Origin of the sequence: Oerskovia enterophila (genome assembly GCF_044748475.1) — a bacterium.
GTDB lineage: Bacteria > Actinomycetota > Actinomycetes > Actinomycetales > Cellulomonadaceae > Oerskovia > Oerskovia enterophila.
Genome location: NZ_JBIVFZ010000001.1, coordinates 210,642 through 224,460 on the forward strand (window position 1 = coordinate 210,642; position 13,819 = coordinate 224,460).

General features: G+C 73.4%; 16 protein-coding genes. 11 read left to right on the forward strand and 5 right to left on the reverse strand.

All coding sequences use genetic code 11. The features are described from left to right. Positions 1–15 precede the first annotated feature (15 nt). From ACIPWA_RS00880 to ACIPWA_RS00905, 6 genes are all read left to right on the forward strand, one after another. A complete protein-coding gene (locus tag ACIPWA_RS00880; protein ID WP_056649749.1) occupies positions 16–705 on the forward strand; it encodes a histidine phosphatase family protein in 690 nt (229 codons plus the stop codon). Positions 706–757: 52 nt separating this feature from the next. After that, positions 758–1,402 carry a TlpA family protein disulfide reductase gene (locus tag ACIPWA_RS00885; RefSeq protein ID WP_400287754.1) on the forward strand — a complete coding sequence of 215 codons (645 nt, stop codon included), beginning with the start codon at positions 758–760 and terminating at the stop codon, positions 1,400–1,402. Positions 1,403–1,471: 69 nt separating this feature from the next. Continuing rightward, positions 1,472–2,245, forward strand: a complete 774-nt coding sequence (locus tag ACIPWA_RS00890; RefSeq protein ID WP_400288434.1) for a cytochrome c biogenesis CcdA family protein — start codon at positions 1,472–1,474, stop codon at positions 2,243–2,245. After that, the gene (gene resB / locus ACIPWA_RS00895; protein WP_400287756.1) at positions 2,245–4,155 is read left to right on the forward strand and encodes a cytochrome c biogenesis protein ResB; all 1,911 of its coding nucleotides are present in this window, start codon (positions 2,245–2,247) and stop codon (positions 4,153–4,155) included. The genes ACIPWA_RS00890 and resB overlap by 1 nt, the downstream gene beginning before the upstream one ends. Then, the gene (gene ccsB / locus ACIPWA_RS00900; RefSeq protein WP_068623782.1) at positions 4,152–5,117 is read left to right on the forward strand and encodes a c-type cytochrome biogenesis protein CcsB; all 966 of its coding nucleotides are present in this window, start codon (positions 4,152–4,154) and stop codon (positions 5,115–5,117) included. The genes resB and ccsB overlap by 4 nt, the downstream gene beginning before the upstream one ends. A gap of 151 nt (positions 5,118–5,268) precedes the next feature. Beyond that, on the forward strand, positions 5,269–6,564 hold the full coding sequence (locus tag ACIPWA_RS00905; RefSeq protein WP_400287758.1) for an LCP family protein: 1,296 nt from the start codon (positions 5,269–5,271) through the stop codon (positions 6,562–6,564). A 47-nt stretch (positions 6,565–6,611) separates the two neighbouring features. On the opposite strand, the gene ACIPWA_RS00910 is transcribed toward ACIPWA_RS00905, so the two are convergent. Further along, positions 6,612–7,112, reverse strand: a complete 501-nt coding sequence (locus ACIPWA_RS00910; RefSeq protein WP_400287760.1) for a PLD nuclease N-terminal domain-containing protein — start codon at positions 7,110–7,112, stop codon at positions 6,612–6,614. A gap of 141 nt (positions 7,113–7,253) precedes the next feature. On the opposite strand from ACIPWA_RS00910, the gene ACIPWA_RS00915 reads away from it, so the two are divergent. Further along, the gene (locus ACIPWA_RS00915) at positions 7,254–7,556 is read left to right on the forward strand and encodes a DUF4229 domain-containing protein (protein ID WP_400287762.1); all 303 of its coding nucleotides are present in this window, start codon (positions 7,254–7,256) and stop codon (positions 7,554–7,556) included. On the opposite strand, the gene ACIPWA_RS00920 is transcribed toward ACIPWA_RS00915, so the two are convergent. Both ACIPWA_RS00920 and ACIPWA_RS00925 read right to left on the reverse strand, forming a co-directional pair. After that, entirely contained in the window at positions 7,553–8,422 is an 870-nt protein-coding gene (locus ACIPWA_RS00920; RefSeq protein ID WP_056649771.1) for a 1,4-dihydroxy-2-naphthoate polyprenyltransferase, read from the reverse strand. The two genes, ACIPWA_RS00915 and ACIPWA_RS00920, sit on opposite strands and share 4 nt — an antisense overlap. A gap of 10 nt (positions 8,423–8,432) precedes the next feature. Continuing rightward, the gene (locus tag ACIPWA_RS00925) at positions 8,433–9,665 is read right to left on the reverse strand and encodes an AMP-binding protein (protein WP_400287765.1); all 1,233 of its coding nucleotides are present in this window, start codon (positions 9,663–9,665) and stop codon (positions 8,433–8,435) included. A gap of 70 nt (positions 9,666–9,735) precedes the next feature. Between ACIPWA_RS00925 and ACIPWA_RS00930 the strand changes: the two genes are divergently transcribed. Continuing rightward, entirely contained in the window at positions 9,736–10,809 is a 1,074-nt protein-coding gene (locus ACIPWA_RS00930) for a DUF3048 domain-containing protein (RefSeq protein WP_400287767.1), read from the forward strand. Here the strand turns inward: ACIPWA_RS00930 and ACIPWA_RS00935 are convergent. Then, positions 10,802–11,473 (reverse strand): RBBP9/YdeN family alpha/beta hydrolase, encoded by a 672-nt coding sequence (locus tag ACIPWA_RS00935; protein ID WP_400287769.1) that lies wholly within the window; start codon positions 11,471–11,473, stop codon positions 10,802–10,804. The genes ACIPWA_RS00930 and ACIPWA_RS00935 overlap by 8 nt on opposite strands. 174 nt (positions 11,474–11,647) lie before the next feature. On the opposite strand from ACIPWA_RS00935, the gene ACIPWA_RS00940 reads away from it, so the two are divergent. Next, on the forward strand, positions 11,648–11,896 hold the full coding sequence (locus ACIPWA_RS00940; protein WP_056649781.1) for a hypothetical protein: 249 nt from the start codon (positions 11,648–11,650) through the stop codon (positions 11,894–11,896). Between the two features lie 49 nt (positions 11,897–11,945). Here ACIPWA_RS00940 and ACIPWA_RS00945 read toward each other — a convergent pair whose 3' ends face one another. Continuing rightward, on the reverse strand, positions 11,946–12,911 hold the full coding sequence (locus ACIPWA_RS00945) for a 1,4-dihydroxy-2-naphthoyl-CoA synthase (protein ID WP_400287771.1): 966 nt from the start codon (positions 12,909–12,911) through the stop codon (positions 11,946–11,948). A gap of 54 nt (positions 12,912–12,965) precedes the next feature. On the opposite strand from ACIPWA_RS00945, the gene ACIPWA_RS00950 reads away from it, so the two are divergent. Beyond that, entirely contained in the window at positions 12,966–13,106 is a 141-nt protein-coding gene (locus ACIPWA_RS00950; protein WP_157257542.1) for a hypothetical protein, read from the forward strand. Then, positions 13,106–13,714 carry a TetR/AcrR family transcriptional regulator gene (locus ACIPWA_RS00955; RefSeq protein ID WP_082618361.1) on the forward strand — a complete coding sequence of 203 codons (609 nt, stop codon included), beginning with the start codon at positions 13,106–13,108 and terminating at the stop codon, positions 13,712–13,714. Before ACIPWA_RS00950 ends, ACIPWA_RS00955 begins: the two co-directional genes overlap by 1 nt. The last annotated feature ends 105 nt before the right edge of the window (positions 13,715–13,819 follow it).

Sequence of the window (13,819 nt, forward strand, 5' to 3'; positions counted from 1 at the left end):
GGGAGACTGGTCGGCATGGTTGCAACCACGGTCCACCTCATGCGTCACGGTGAAGTCTTCAACCCGGACGGCATCCTCTACGGGCGAATCCCCGGGTACCACCTCTCCGAGCTCGGGCACACCATGGCGCGTCGCGTCGCGGGGCACCTGTCGGGCAAGCCCGCGGAAGGCGCACCCGCACTGCCCGACGACGGCGCGCACGAGCCCTTCGACGTCGCCCTGGTCATCGCGTCCCCGCTCCAGCGCGCGCAGGAGACCGCGACGCCCGTCGCCGAGGCCTTCGGCCTGCCGCTCGGGACCGACGAGCGGCTCATCGAGGCGGGCAACCACTTCGAGGGGATGAAGTTCGGCGTGGGCGACGGCTCGCTGCGCCACCCCGGGCACTGGCCCTACCTCTGGAACCCGCTGCGCCCGTCCTGGGGCGAGCCCTACAAGGAGCAGGTCGCGCGCATGCACGCCGCGATCCACGACGCCCGCGCGCAGGCCGAGGGGCGCGAGGTCGTGCTCGTGAGCCACCAGCTCCCCATCTGGATCTCGCGGCTGGCGTTCGAGGGCAAGCGCCTGTGGCACGACCCGCGCAACCGTCAGTGCTCGCTCGCGTCCCTCACCTCGTTGCGCTTCGACGGCGACCGCCTCGTCGGGATCCACTACACCGAGCCGGTCGCGGACCTGCTGCCGGGGGCCGCGAAGGTCTCCGGAGCGTGACCCACCAGGGGTTTCTCAGGTTGTGCCCAGGCAGGTGGGAGACAGTGCTGCCATGATCCACCCCTTCCGTGCCCGGCACGGTCGCGCGCCCGCACCCGGGCGTCGCACCGCCGGTCGTCCTGCTCTCGTCCCCGTCGCGATCGTCTCGCTCGGCCTGGTCCTCACGGGCTGCGCCCAGGAGTCGGGCGCCACGAGCCCCGACGACGTCGTGGGTCAGGGCTACGTCTCGGGCGACGGCTCGGTCAAGACGTGGGACGTGTCGGACCGTGACGACCCCGTCGTCCTGACCGGCACGGACTTCGAGGGCAACGCGATCGACACGAGCGAGTGGGCCGGCGACGTCGTCGTGCTCAACACCTGGTACGCGTCGTGCGCGCCGTGCCGGGCCGAGGCGCCGGACCTGGTCGCGCTCGCGAACGACCGCGCGGACCAGGGGGTGCGCCTGCTCGGGATCAACAGCACCGACGACGCGGGCGCCGCGCTCGCGTTCGAGCGCACGTTCGAGGTGCCCTACCCCTCGATCGAGGACACGCGCGGCGAGACGATCGCGACGCTCGAGGGCTCGGTGCCCATCCAGGCGGTGCCCACGACGGTCGTGCTCGACCGCGAGGGGCGTGTCGCCGCACGCATCATCGGTCGCGCCGAGGGCTCGACCCTCACCGGGCTCGTCGACGACGTCCTCGCAGAGGACGCCTGACCCGTGAACCCTCTCTCCTTCGCCGGTGACGTCGGCACCACGTTCGCCACCACGGCGTTCAGCGGTTCCATGCTGCTGGCGGTGCCGGTCGCGCTCCTCGCGGGGCTCGTGTCCTTCGCGTCCCCGTGCGTGCTGCCGCTCGTCCCCGGGTACGTCGGGTACGTGAGCGGGCTCGCCGCGGCCAACGCCGGCGCCACGTCGCGCCAGGCGGGCGGCAGCGGCGGTGGGGGTGGCGGTACTGCCGTCCGGACGGTGCGCGCCCCGGGCCGGTGGCGGGTCGCCACCGGCGTCGGGCTCTTCGTGGCCGGTTTCACGCTCGTCTTCGTCCTGCTCATGGTCGCCGCCGGTGCGGTCGGCGTGCACGTCAAGCAGTGGGAGGACGTCATCACGCGCGTCATCGGGGTCTTCGTGATCCTCATGGGCTTCGCGTTCATGGGCGCCATGCCGTTCCTCCAGCGCGACCGTCGGCTGCACCTGAGCCCCACCGCGGGGCTGTGGGGAGCCCCCCTGCTGGGCGTCGTGTTCGGCCTGGGCTGGGCCCCGTGCATCGGCCCGACGCTCACCGCCGTCATGGCGCTGTCGCTCGACGAGGCCACCGCGGGTCGCGGCGCGATCCTGGGCATCGCGTACAGCCTGGGCCTCGGCGTCCCGTTCCTGCTCATCGGGATCGGCCTCGAGCGGTCCAAGAAGGCCGTGGCCTTCCTGCGGCGCCACCGGCTCGCGATCATGCGCATCGGAGGCGGCATGCTCATCCTCATCGGCCTGGCGCTCGTGACCGGCGTCTGGGGCACCTGGACCTCGCGCCTCGGCGGGCTCATCACGGGCTTCGAGACGGTGATCTGATGAGCGACAAGGACCTCTACCGCCCCGAGGGCATCGACGACGCGTTCAGCCACCCCGAGCCCGAGGCTCGCCCCTCCGAGGGCGAGGCGCCCGCCGAGACGCGAGCGACGCCGTCGGGCAGCTCGAAGCGCGCCCCGCGCGCGACCGGACCCGACGCCGCGACCCCGGACACTGCCGGAACCGCGCGCAGCGGCGAGGCCGGCACGCCGCAGCTCCCCTCGCTCGGCCTCCAGGGCTCCCTGCGCTGGGTCTGGCGCCAGGTCACGAGCATGCGCGTCGCGCTCATGCTCCTCATGCTGCTGGCCGTCGCGGCCGTCCCGGGCTCGGTGCTGCCGCAGCGTCCGCAGGACCCGGCCGCGGTCCTGACCTACCTCCAGGACAACCCGCGCACGGGGGAGTGGCTCGACCGGCTGGGCTTCTTCGACGTGTACGCGTCGGTGTGGTTCTCCGCGATCTACATCCTGCTGTTCGTCTCGCTCGTGGGCTGCATCCTGCCGCGCACCAAGGCGCACCTGCAGGCCGTGCGCAACCGCCCGCCGCGCACCCCGCGACGGTTCGACCGCTTCCCCGCCAAGGCCGAGACCACGAGCACGGCGACTCCCGACGAGGTCGTCGAGGCGGCCGCCGCGCACCTGCGCGGCCGGTTCCGCCGGCTGCCCACGTTCCGCGTGGACGTCTCGACCGAGCCGGCCGACGTGGCCCGCGGGCTGCCCGAACGACGGACCGTCGCCGCCGAGCGCGGCTACCTGCGCGAGTCCGGCAACCTGCTGTTCCACCTCTCGCTCCTGGGCCTGCTCGTCTCGGTCGCGACCGGACAGCTCCTGCACTTCCGTGGGCAGGCGATCATCACGGAGGGGCGCGGGTTCGCGAACGCGGTCGTCGACTACGACACGTTCGAGAACGGCTCGCTGTTCCGGCCGAGCTCGCTCGTCCCGTTCTCGATGACCCTCGACTCGTTCGACGCCGAGTTCGCGATGGACCAGGTCGCGTTCGCGCAGTCGCGCGACTTCACGGCCAACGTCACGGTGCGCAACCCCGACGGTTCCTCGCAGGAGGAGCAGATCAAGGTCAACCACCCGATCGTGGCCGGCGGGGCCAAGATCTACCTGCAGGGCAACGGCTACGCGCCCGAGGTCACCATCCACGACGCCGACGGGCAGGTCGCGTTCGCGGGCCGTGTCCCGTTCCTGCCCGAGGACACCATGTACACCTCGCGCGGGGTCATCAAGGTGCCCGACACCTCGCCCGGACTCGACCAGATCGGCCTCGTCGGCTACTTCCTGCCCACGGCCGAGGTCACCGAGGACGGGGCTCGCTCGATCTTCCCGCAGCCGGCCAACCCGCTGCTGGTCCTCGAGGTCTACCGGGGCGACCTGGGCCTCGACGACGGGCTGCCGCAGAACGTCTACCGCCTCAACACCGACACGCTCACGGCGTCGGTCGACGAGACGGGAGGCCGCGTCCAGGTCCTCGTCGCGCCGGGCGAGACGGTCGAGCTGCCCGACGGGCTGGGCACCCTGACGTTCGCCGAGGGGCCGGTCGCGCGCTACGTGGCGCTCGACATGCGGCACGACCCGGCGCTCGTCTGGATCCTCGTGTTCGCGCTCGGCGCGCTCGGCGGGCTGGCCGTCTCGCTCTTCACACCGCGCCGCCGCGTGTGGTTGCGTGTGTGGAGCGACGAGGTGCCCGACGGCGAGACGTCCGCGCGGCGTACCGTCGTCACGGTCGCGGGGCTCGCCCGCGGCGACGACGCAGGACTCCAGGGAGAGGTCGACCGCGTGGTCGAGTCGCTCCCCGGGATCGAGCACGCGACCGAACCCCCCGACGAACGACCCGCCGCACGCGACGGGTCCTCCCCCCGAACCACCGGGCCGGCTCGCGCCGACCGACCACGAAAGGCTGACCGATGACCGTTGCCGAGCTGAGCTCCGACCTGGTGTGGGCGGCGGCGACCGCGCTCACGGTCGCGTTCATCGCCTTCGCGATCGACCTGTCCCGGCTGGGGGCCAAGGAACCGGTCGCCGAGCCAGCCGCCGCCGACGCCTCCGGTGACGCCGACGCCCCCGTCAGGGTCGCGGTCGCGACCCCCGCCAAGCCCGTCTCGCGCAAGGCCGCGGGCATCGGCATCTCGACGGGGTGGCTCGGCACCATCCTGCTCCTCGCCGCGATCGTGACCCGCGGGATCGCCGCCGGCCGCGCGCCCTGGGCCAACATGTACGAGTTCACGCTCGTCGGCGCGTTCGTCGCGATGGCGGTGTTCCTCGGGGTGAGCCTGCGGCGCGACGTGCGCTTCCTCGGCGCGTTCGTCACGGGCCTCTCGGTGCTGTTCCTCGTGGTCGCCCAGAACTCGTTCTTCCTCGACGCCACGGGCGTCCAGCCCGCGCTCCAGTCCTACTGGCTAGTGATCCACGTGGGGGTCGCGATCATCGCCACGGGCATCTTCACGGTCGCGTTCGTCATGTCGGTGATCCAGCTCCTGCGCGACTCGCGCGAGAACGGCAACGCGTTCCTGGGGCATCCCGCCTGGCGCTGGCTCGACACCACGCCCCGACCCGCGCAGCTCGAGGCGCTGAGCTTCCGCCTCAACGCGGTCGCGTTCGTCCTGTGGACCTTCACCATCATCGGCGGCGCGATCTGGGCCGAGCACGCCTGGGGCCGCTACTGGGGCTGGGACCCCAAGGAGGTCTGGAGCTTCGTCGTGTGGGTCGTCTACGCGGCCTACCTGCACGCCCGCACCACGCGTGGATGGTCCGGACGACGTGCGGCCTACTTCGTGATCGTGGGCTACGCGTGCGTGCTGTTCAACTTCACGGGCGTCAACCTGATCTTCAACGGCAAGCACTCGTACTCGGGTATCACGACCCAGGAGTAGCAGGCCTGCCCCGGGCTGCCGGGGGTCGCGCAGGGCCGTCCCGCCGAGCGGGGCGGCCCTGTCGTGCGCTCGTCGGCCTTCACCGGATCTCGACACGGCCCGCGCCGTGGATGCCGGGTCCCCACAGGTGACCTCGCTAGAGTCGGCGCTCGTGACCAGCGAACGTGGTGGGGGGACGTGGCTCGAGGGCGACCGCGGGGCCGGTGCGAGCCGGGAGCCTCTACGCGGCGACGTCCCGTGGCGGGGGCAGGTCCGTCACGCGGCTGAACGTCGTGAGCGCCGGTGGCTGCGCGTCGTCGGCCTCGTGACGACCGCGGCGCTTGCCTTCGGCGTGTCAGGGGCCACGGCGCTCGTCGTGAAGTCGCTCGCGAACGTCGACCAGGTCGACACCAGAGAGCTCGTCGCACCCGAGGCGTCCCGCCCGCCCGTCGCGACCCCGGACCCCGAGGACCCCCTCGCCGGGCTGCCCGTGAACCTCGTCCTCATCGGCTCGGACGACCGGTCCGGGGTGAACGAGGCGATCGGCGGGGCCGAGGACGGCATGCGCTCGGACACGACGATGCTGCTGCACGTCTCGGCCGACCGGTCGCGCGTCGAGCTCGTCTCGGTCCCGCGCGACCTGATGATCCCGATCCCCGCGTGCACGGTCACGGGAGGGGGGACGACCGAGCCGTCCTCCCGGTCGATCTTCAACTCGGCGTTCTCGCGCGGCTGGAACGCGGGCCAGGACCTCGCCTCGGCCGCGACGTGCACGCAGATGACCGTCGAGCAGATCAGCGGGGTGCGGACCGACGGGTTCCTGGTCGTCGACTTCGCGGGGTTCCAGACCATGGTCGACGCGCTCGGCGGCGTGCCCATCTGCATTCCCGAGGACATGGACGACGAGGACGCGAACCTGCACCTCACCGCGGGAGACCACGTCCTGTCGGGGCCTGAGGCGCTCGCTCTCGCGCGAGCACGGCACGGGCTGAGCGACGGCTCGGACACCTACCGGATGGGACGTCAGCAGGCGTTGCTCGCTGCTCTCACGAAGTCGGTGCTGAGCAAGAACGTCCTGACCGACCTCCCGAGCCTGATCAGGTTCCTGGACGCCGCGACGAGCTCGCTCACGATCAGCGGGGGCGTGGACCTCAAGGGGCTTGCGTTCTCGCTGCGCTCGGTGCGCGCGGACGCGGTCACTTTCCTGACGATCCCGTCGGGTCCCCAGCCGTCCAACCCGGCTCGTGTCGTCCTGAGTGACGAGGCCGCGGACGTGTGGGCCCGCCTGGCCGCGGACGAGCCGGTCGTGCCCGAGACGCCCGTCGAGCCGCAGACCCCCGACTCGGCCACGGTGCCACCCGTCGACGCCACGACGATGACGCCCTCGCCCGAGGCGCCGGTCGACCCGCTCGCCGACCGGCTGCCGGGCGAGGCGATCACGTCGGCCGACGCCCAGGAGACGTGCTGAGCACAGCGGGGCTCCTGGTGACGCAGCCGGTGCGGGCTGGTTCCTCGCTAGGACGGGTCGTTGCTGCCCGACGACGGCGCGTCCGGCGCGCTGTCCGTCTCGCCCGTCGAGCCCTTGCCCGGGGATCGCGGCTCCTGCTCCCGCTCGTCCTCGGCAGCACGGGGGGCGTGACCAGGAGCCGTGCCCGAGGCAGTCGCCGACCCGGACGCGGAACCGTCGTCGCGCGCCTCGCGACGACGCTGCTGCTCGAGCTTCCACAGGAAGTCCGGGTCGTCGTCAGGAGCGACCGGCCCGCTGCTGCGGCGCCGTGACCCTCCGGCCCCCGGGCGGCGGGGCGAGCCGACGCCGCCCGCGGCGGCGTGGCGCGAGCGCTGCGTGCGGGAGACCAGGATCCAGGCGAGCGGACCGACGAACGGCAGGAAGATGATCATCACGATCCACAGGCCCTTGGGGATCCCGCTCCGGTCGTGCTCGTCGCTCGTGGCGCAGTCGGAGAGGGCGTAGACCGCGAGGCCTACGGCGAGCAGGGTCAGCAGGACGCGGGACATGCCCCCAGCCTATGCGTCCGGGGCAAGGACGTGTCCAGGCTGCGACCTTCCGGGCGTCGGGACGGGCGGCGCTCGTGCCTTCCCCCGTCGTGAGGCATGTCGCCCCGGGCTCCGCGGGGCGCCTACCCTGGAGGGGTGCCCATGGTCATCTACTCCGCCCTGCGCCTCGCGATCTTCGGGGTGCTCTTCGTCGTGCTCTACGCCTTCGGCCTCGGCCACTGGGTCGTCTGCGCGGTCCTCGCGGCCGTGCTCGCCCTGCTGGTCTCCTACCTGACGCTGCGGGGCCCGCGCGAGCGCGCTGCGCAGTACCTCGCGGACCGCGCCGCGCACCGCCGGGCGACCGGTGAGCAGTTCTCGCGGGCGGTCGAGGACGACGCAGCGTTCGAGGACGCCGCGGTCGACGCGGCCTCCGACGAGACGCACTCCCGCCGGACGGACGGCTAGAGCGCGAGCCCCAGTCCCAGCAGCACCCCGTACCCGAGCTCGAACATGCCCGTGCCCGCGAGGACCGGGACCAGCAGGGGGCCGCGCGCCCCGGCGAGCACCGGGAGGGTCAGCAGCACCGCGGGCAGCAGCAGGAGCAGCACCAGCAGGGACCACGGTGCGGCGAACGCGCACACCACGGCCAGCAGGATCGGCACCCAGATCATCGCGACGTAGGCGCGCCGCGCCCGGAAGTCCCCGAGGCGCACGGCCACGGTCCGCTTCCCGGCGAGCACGTCGGTGGGGATGTCCCGGACGTTGTTGATCATGAGCAGCGCGCACGCGAGCAGCCCCACGGCCACGGCGCCCACGCCTGCGACCCAGGTGATGCGGCCGGCCTGCGTGTAGGTGGTCCCGAGGACCGCGACGAGCCCGAAGAACACGAAAACCCCGACCTCGCCGAGACCGCGGTAGCCGTAGGGGTTCTTGCCTCCCGTGTAGAACCAGGCCGCGGCGATCGCGACGGCTCCCACGGCCAGCAGCCACCAGTGCCCCGTGAGGGCCACGAGCCCCAGACCGAGGACCGCCGCCACGCCGAAGCACACGAAGGCCGCGTTGCGGACCTGCGAGGCGAGCGCGGCCCCCGACGCGGTCAGCCGCATGGGGCCCACGCGGTCGACGTCCGTGCCGCGCACCCCGTCCGAGTAGTCGTTCGCGTAGTTCACGCCGACCTGCAGCGCGAGCGCGACGCCCAGCGCGAGCAGCGCGGGCCAGAACGCGAACGCGTCGATCTGCGCCGCGGCCCCGGAGCCGACGAGGACGGGTGCGGCCGCCGCGGGGAGAGTACGCAGGCGTGCGCCCGCGACCCATTCGGCAGAGGTGGCCATGGTGCTCCGATCAGTGGGTGGTGCGAGGTGCGGTGCGGGCGGCGAGCGCGGACACGGCCGCCCGGTCGATCTTGCCCGGGCCTCGTCGCGGCAGGTCGTCCACGACGAGCAGGTACCGCGGTGCGGCGGGCGGTCCCAGCGTAGTCGCGACCGCGTGCCGGGCCCGGGTCAGCAGCTCGGCGTCGGGCTCGCCCTCGGGGCCAGGAGTCGCACGGGGCGAGCCTCCGCGGGTCACGACCGCGACGACCGCCTGCCCCCACTCGGGATCGGGGATCCCGACCACGCACACCTCGCCGATGCCGTCCTCGCCCGCGAGCGCACCGGCCAGCACGGCCTCGACCGCGGCCGGGGCGACGTTGACGCCGCCCGAGACCACGACGTCGTCGGCCCGGCCGTGGACCGTGAGCGCGCCGTCCGGGGAGAGCGAGCCGAGGTCGTTGGTGCGCAGCCAGCGCGAGCCGTCGGGGTCGCGCCGGAACACCTCGGCCGTGAGCGCCTCGTCACCGAGGTAGCCCGTCGCGAGGACGGGCCCGCCGATCTCGACGACCCCCGCGTCCCCCGGGGGCAGGACCTGCCCGGACGAGCGCTCGACGACCCGCACCCGGACGCCCGCGAGCGGGACGCCGTCGTACACGCAGCCCCCGCAGGTCTCCGTCATCCCGTAGGTCGTCACGACCCTGGCCCCTGCCCCGCGGGCCCCGGCCAGCAGCGCGGGCGGGGCCGCGGCCCCACCGAGGAGGATCGCGTCGAACGAGCGCAGCGCGGCGAGCGCGGCCTCGCCGTCCGCGGTCCCCTGCGCATGCACGAGGCGGTGGAGCTGGGTCGGGACGAGCGAGACGTAGCGCCGCTCGCCGTCCATGCGCGCGGCGTCCGCGGCGAAGCCCGCGGGCGAGAACGGAGCGTCGAGGTCGGCGGTCACGAGCGGGGTCCCGGCGACCACCGAGCGCAGGACCACCTGGAGCCCCGCGACGTGCGTCGGCGGCAGGGCGAGCAACCACTGCGCGTCCCCACCCAGACGCTCGTGCGTGGCGCGCGCCGAGGCGACGAGCGCGCTCGCGCTCAGCGCGACCTCGCGAGGCAGACCGGTCGAGCCCGAGGTCTGCAGCACCAGGGCCGTACCCTCGGGCAGCGGCCCGCTGAAGGCGAGCGGTGCCGGGGCGACCGCGGGACCGCGCCCGGCGAGGGCGTCGGCGACCGCCGCACGCAGAGCGAGGGCGTCGGAGGGACCATCGGCGCGTGACATCCGTCCAGCGTAGATCGGGTCGTAGGGTGACGAAGAACCGTGGATCGGGCAGGGCGAAGGGCAGGGAACCGTGACGGCAAGGACGCCAGGGCAGGTAGGACGGAACCTCGGGCGCGTCGGGGTGCTGATCGTGGGCGGGCTCGTGCTCGCGGCGTGCAGCGGGGGCCCTGCGGACGTCCCGACGAGCACCGTTCCGGCGACAGCCGGGTCGGACAAGGCGGGCCCGCCCGACCCGGCTGTCCCGCCCGCCTGGCCGCTCACCGGCGTCCCCTCCGACGCGGTCGACGACCGTCCGGCGCTCGCCGTCAAGATCGAGAACCTGCCGCAGGCGCGCCCCCAGACGGGCCTCGAGCAGGCCGACATGGTGTGGGAGGAGGTCGTCGAGGGCGGTATCACGCGGTTCGTGGCCGTCTACCACTCGCAGGCCCCGGAGACGGTCGGTCCCGTCCGGTCGGTGCGTCCCATGGACCCGGCCATCGTCGGGCCGACCCACGGTCTGCTCGCCTTCAGCGGCGGGCAGCCCCCGTTCGTGGAAGCGGTCCGCGATGCCGGGATCCAGACGATCGTGCACGACGACGGCGACGACGGGTTCTTCCTCAAGAAGGGCAAGCGGGCCCCGCACAACCTGTTCGGGACGCCGGCCGACCTCTGGGCGCAGGCCGACGACGACCGCACGGCGCCCCCGACCCAGCTCCGGCACGTCCGGGTCCCGGGGCAGGGCACAGCGACCACGACGGGCGCACCGCTGAGCCTGCTCGACGTGAAGCTCACGTTCGCGAGCCGGGCACAGTGGGTCTGGGACGCCGAGCAGGCGGCCTTCCTGCGCAACGAGGGGACCACGCCGGCCGTGTCGTCCGACGGCACGCGGCTCTCGGCGCAGAACGTCGTGGTGCTCGGCGTCGAGGTCCGCGACACGCAGTTCAAGGACCCGGCCGGGACGCCCGTGCCGGAGACGCTGCTCGTGGGCTCGGGCGAGGGGCTCGTGGCCAGCGGTGGGAAGCACGTCGCCGTGGCCTGGTCGCAGGAGTCGGTCGAGGAGCCGCTCGTCCTCATGGGGCCCGACGGCGAGCCCGTCCTCCTCGAGCAGGGTGTCACCTGGGTCGAGCTCGTCCCGCGCGAGGGCGGGAGCTGGAAGGTCAGCTGACTGGTTGCGGGCCGGCCTCAGGGCCGGTGAGCGTCCACCCGTCGAGCACCGACTCGAGCACCTCGAGCCGGTCGAAGCCCCCGCGCGCGAGGAAGTGCCCGGCGCCGTCGACCACGGTCAGGTCGGCGTCGAGGAGCCGTGCGAGGTCCTCGGTCAGCCGGCGGGGGACCACCGGGTCGTGGTCGGCGCTCAGGACGAGCCGGCGCGCGGTGCGGGCAGCGATCCTCGCCGGGTCGGTCTCGCGGGCGACGAAGTGGTCGACCTCGGGGATCCCGGGGACCTGCTCCACGAAGCCGGCCACGAGCGCGAGACCGCCGAGCCGCCAGTCGTCGTCGCGGGCGGCGAGATGCTGGAGGATGCTGACGCAGCCGAGGCTGTGGCCCACCAGGACCGTGCGCTCGTCGATCCTCCCGACCACCTCGGCGAGCCGCGAGAGCCACGTGTCGAGGTCGGGAGCATGCGAGTCGGGCAGGTCCGGGACCACGACCTCGATCCCGTACGGCGTGTAGCGCTCCTGGAGCGCGCCGAACCAGTGGCTGCCGGCCGTCGCGCCCAGGCCGTGCACCACCACGATCCTGGTCGCCGGGGGAGCCGGGCTCGTGCAGGGTGCCGGTTCCCGGACGGGCGGGCGCGTGGAGGCAACGGCGTCGGTGCGAGGAGTCATGCCCGGAGCAACACCGCAGGTCGGAGCGATGTTCCGGACGGCTCGAGGAGGATGCCGCGTGGCCCCTCCTCCTCGGGGAGGACGGCCCGCTCACCCCTGAGGTGGACCGCCGGGTGCGCAGGTCGAGCCGCTGGACCGATGTGCCTGCACCCCTCCCCACGGGAACGTAGAGGCATGGCAACGATCAACCCCACCCAGAGCCCGTTCGAGCCCACGTCCACGGCCACCCCGTTCCCGCCCTCGATCGCCCCCGCCCGGCCCGTGCTGCGTGCCGAAGAGGACGACGACGAGGACGGCGCGCGGCCGGCCGGGTCGATCGGCCCCGTCGTCGCGTCGATCGTCCTGCTGTTCGGCCTGGCCGTCACCGCGGCGTTCGCCGGCCGCGGGATCGTCGGGCTGCTCAGCGGCTTCATCACGGGCTGACGCGGCGCACAGCGCGCCGCGCCGGCGCCCGTCAGACCGCCGGCACCCGTCAGAAGTAGTACGGGAAGTCGTCCCACTGCGGGTCGCGGCGCTCGAGGAACGCGTCGCGCCCCTCGACGGCCTCGTCGGTCATGTACGCGAGCCGCGTGGCCTCCCCGGCGAAGACCTGCTGGCCCGCCAGCCCGTCGTCGGCCAGGTTGAACGCGAACTTGAGCATGCGGATCGCCTGGGGCGACTTGGTCGCGATGATCCGCGCGTGCTCGAGCGCGAGCCTCTCGAGGTCGGCGTGGTCCGCGACCTCGTTCACGGCGCCCCACTCGTAGGCGTCCTGGGCCGAGTACTCGCGGGCGAGGAAGAAGACCTCACGGGCACGCTTCTGCCCGACCTGCCGGGCGAAGAGCGCCGATCCGTAGCCCGCGTCGAACGAGCCCACGTTGGCGTCGGTCTGCTTGAACCGCGCGTGCTCGCGGCTCGCGATCGACAGGTCCGCGACCACGTGCAGCGAGTGCCCGCCCCCGGCGGCCCACCCGTTGACCACGGCGATGACGACCTTGGGCATGGTCCGGATGAGGCGCTGGACCTCGAGGATGTGGAGCCGCCCGGCCTTGGCGGGGTCGATCGCGTCGGCCGTCTGGGCGTCCTCGCTCGTCGTGTACCGGTAGCCGTCGCGCCCGCGGATGCGCTGGTCGCCGCCCGAGCAGAACGCCCAGCCGCCGTCCTTGGCCGAGGGGCCGTTGCCCGTGAGCAGGACCGTCCCGACGTCGGAGGTCATGCGCGCGTGGTCGAGCACCCGGTAGAGCTCGTCGACCGTGTGGGGGCGGAACGCGTTGCGGACCTCGGGCCGGTCGAACGCGACGCGGACGACCGGGAGGTCGCGCTCGCGCGGCTCACCGTCGACCAGGCCGCGTTCGACGCCACGGTGGTAGGTGATGTCGGTGAGTCCCTCGAAGCCGACGACGGTGCGCCAGGCCTGGGGATCGAACGTCTCGGACACCTGTGCGGGGATGCTGCTCACGACGGCCACCCTAGCCGCCCGGGAGTCGGCGACCGTCGGTGTGGCCTACGGTGTGTGGGTGGGATCGGCGAGATCTTGACGGCGGTGCTCGCGATCGTGTACTTCGGTGAAGCCACGTCTGTGCTCAAGATCCTGCCGCTGGTCCCCGCCGCGCGCGGGACCGACGGCCTCAACCTGTCCGGAGGAAGTCCCTGATGGCTCCAGAGTCCGAGAAGCACGTCCCCCGCAGGCAGGCCCGCGGCACCCAGCGACGCGACCGCATCGTCTCGGCCGCGGCCGAGCTCATCCTGCGGGACGGCCCCGCGGCCGTGACGCACCGTTCGGTGGCCGCCCAGGCCGACGTCCCGCTCGCCGCGACGACCTACTACTTCACGGGGCTCGACGACCTGCTCGGTGCGGCGGGCGAGCAGATCGTCCGTGGCTGGGCCGAGCGGGCCCAGGCGATCGGTCACTCGGTGACCGAGCTGGTCGCCGAGGGCGGCGTCGAGACCCTGAGCACGCGCTCGCGTGCCCTGCTGCTCGTCGACGCGGTGCTGCCCCCGGGGGACCACGGCGAGCTCCTCGGCTTCTACGAGCACGTCGTGAGCGCGGGGCGCAGCCCCGTCCTGGCCGCCGCGTTCGCGCAGGGGCGGGGGGAGCTCGACGTCGTGATCGACGAGCTGCTCGCCCAGCTCGGCGCGCGGTTCTCCGCGGTCCTGCTGATCGCGGTTGTGGACGGTGCCGCGGTGACCGCGCTGTGCGAGGGCCGTGCCGTGCGCGACCTCGCGGTCGAGTGCGTGACCGAGCTGCTCGGGGGAGCCTGACCCGTCCGCCCGCGGTCGGGCCCCAGGCCTGACGGGCTTCCGACTCGCCGGACCCGTGGCCCTGGGGCACCACCGGACGGCCCGGGGCGGCCTCCGGAGATAACC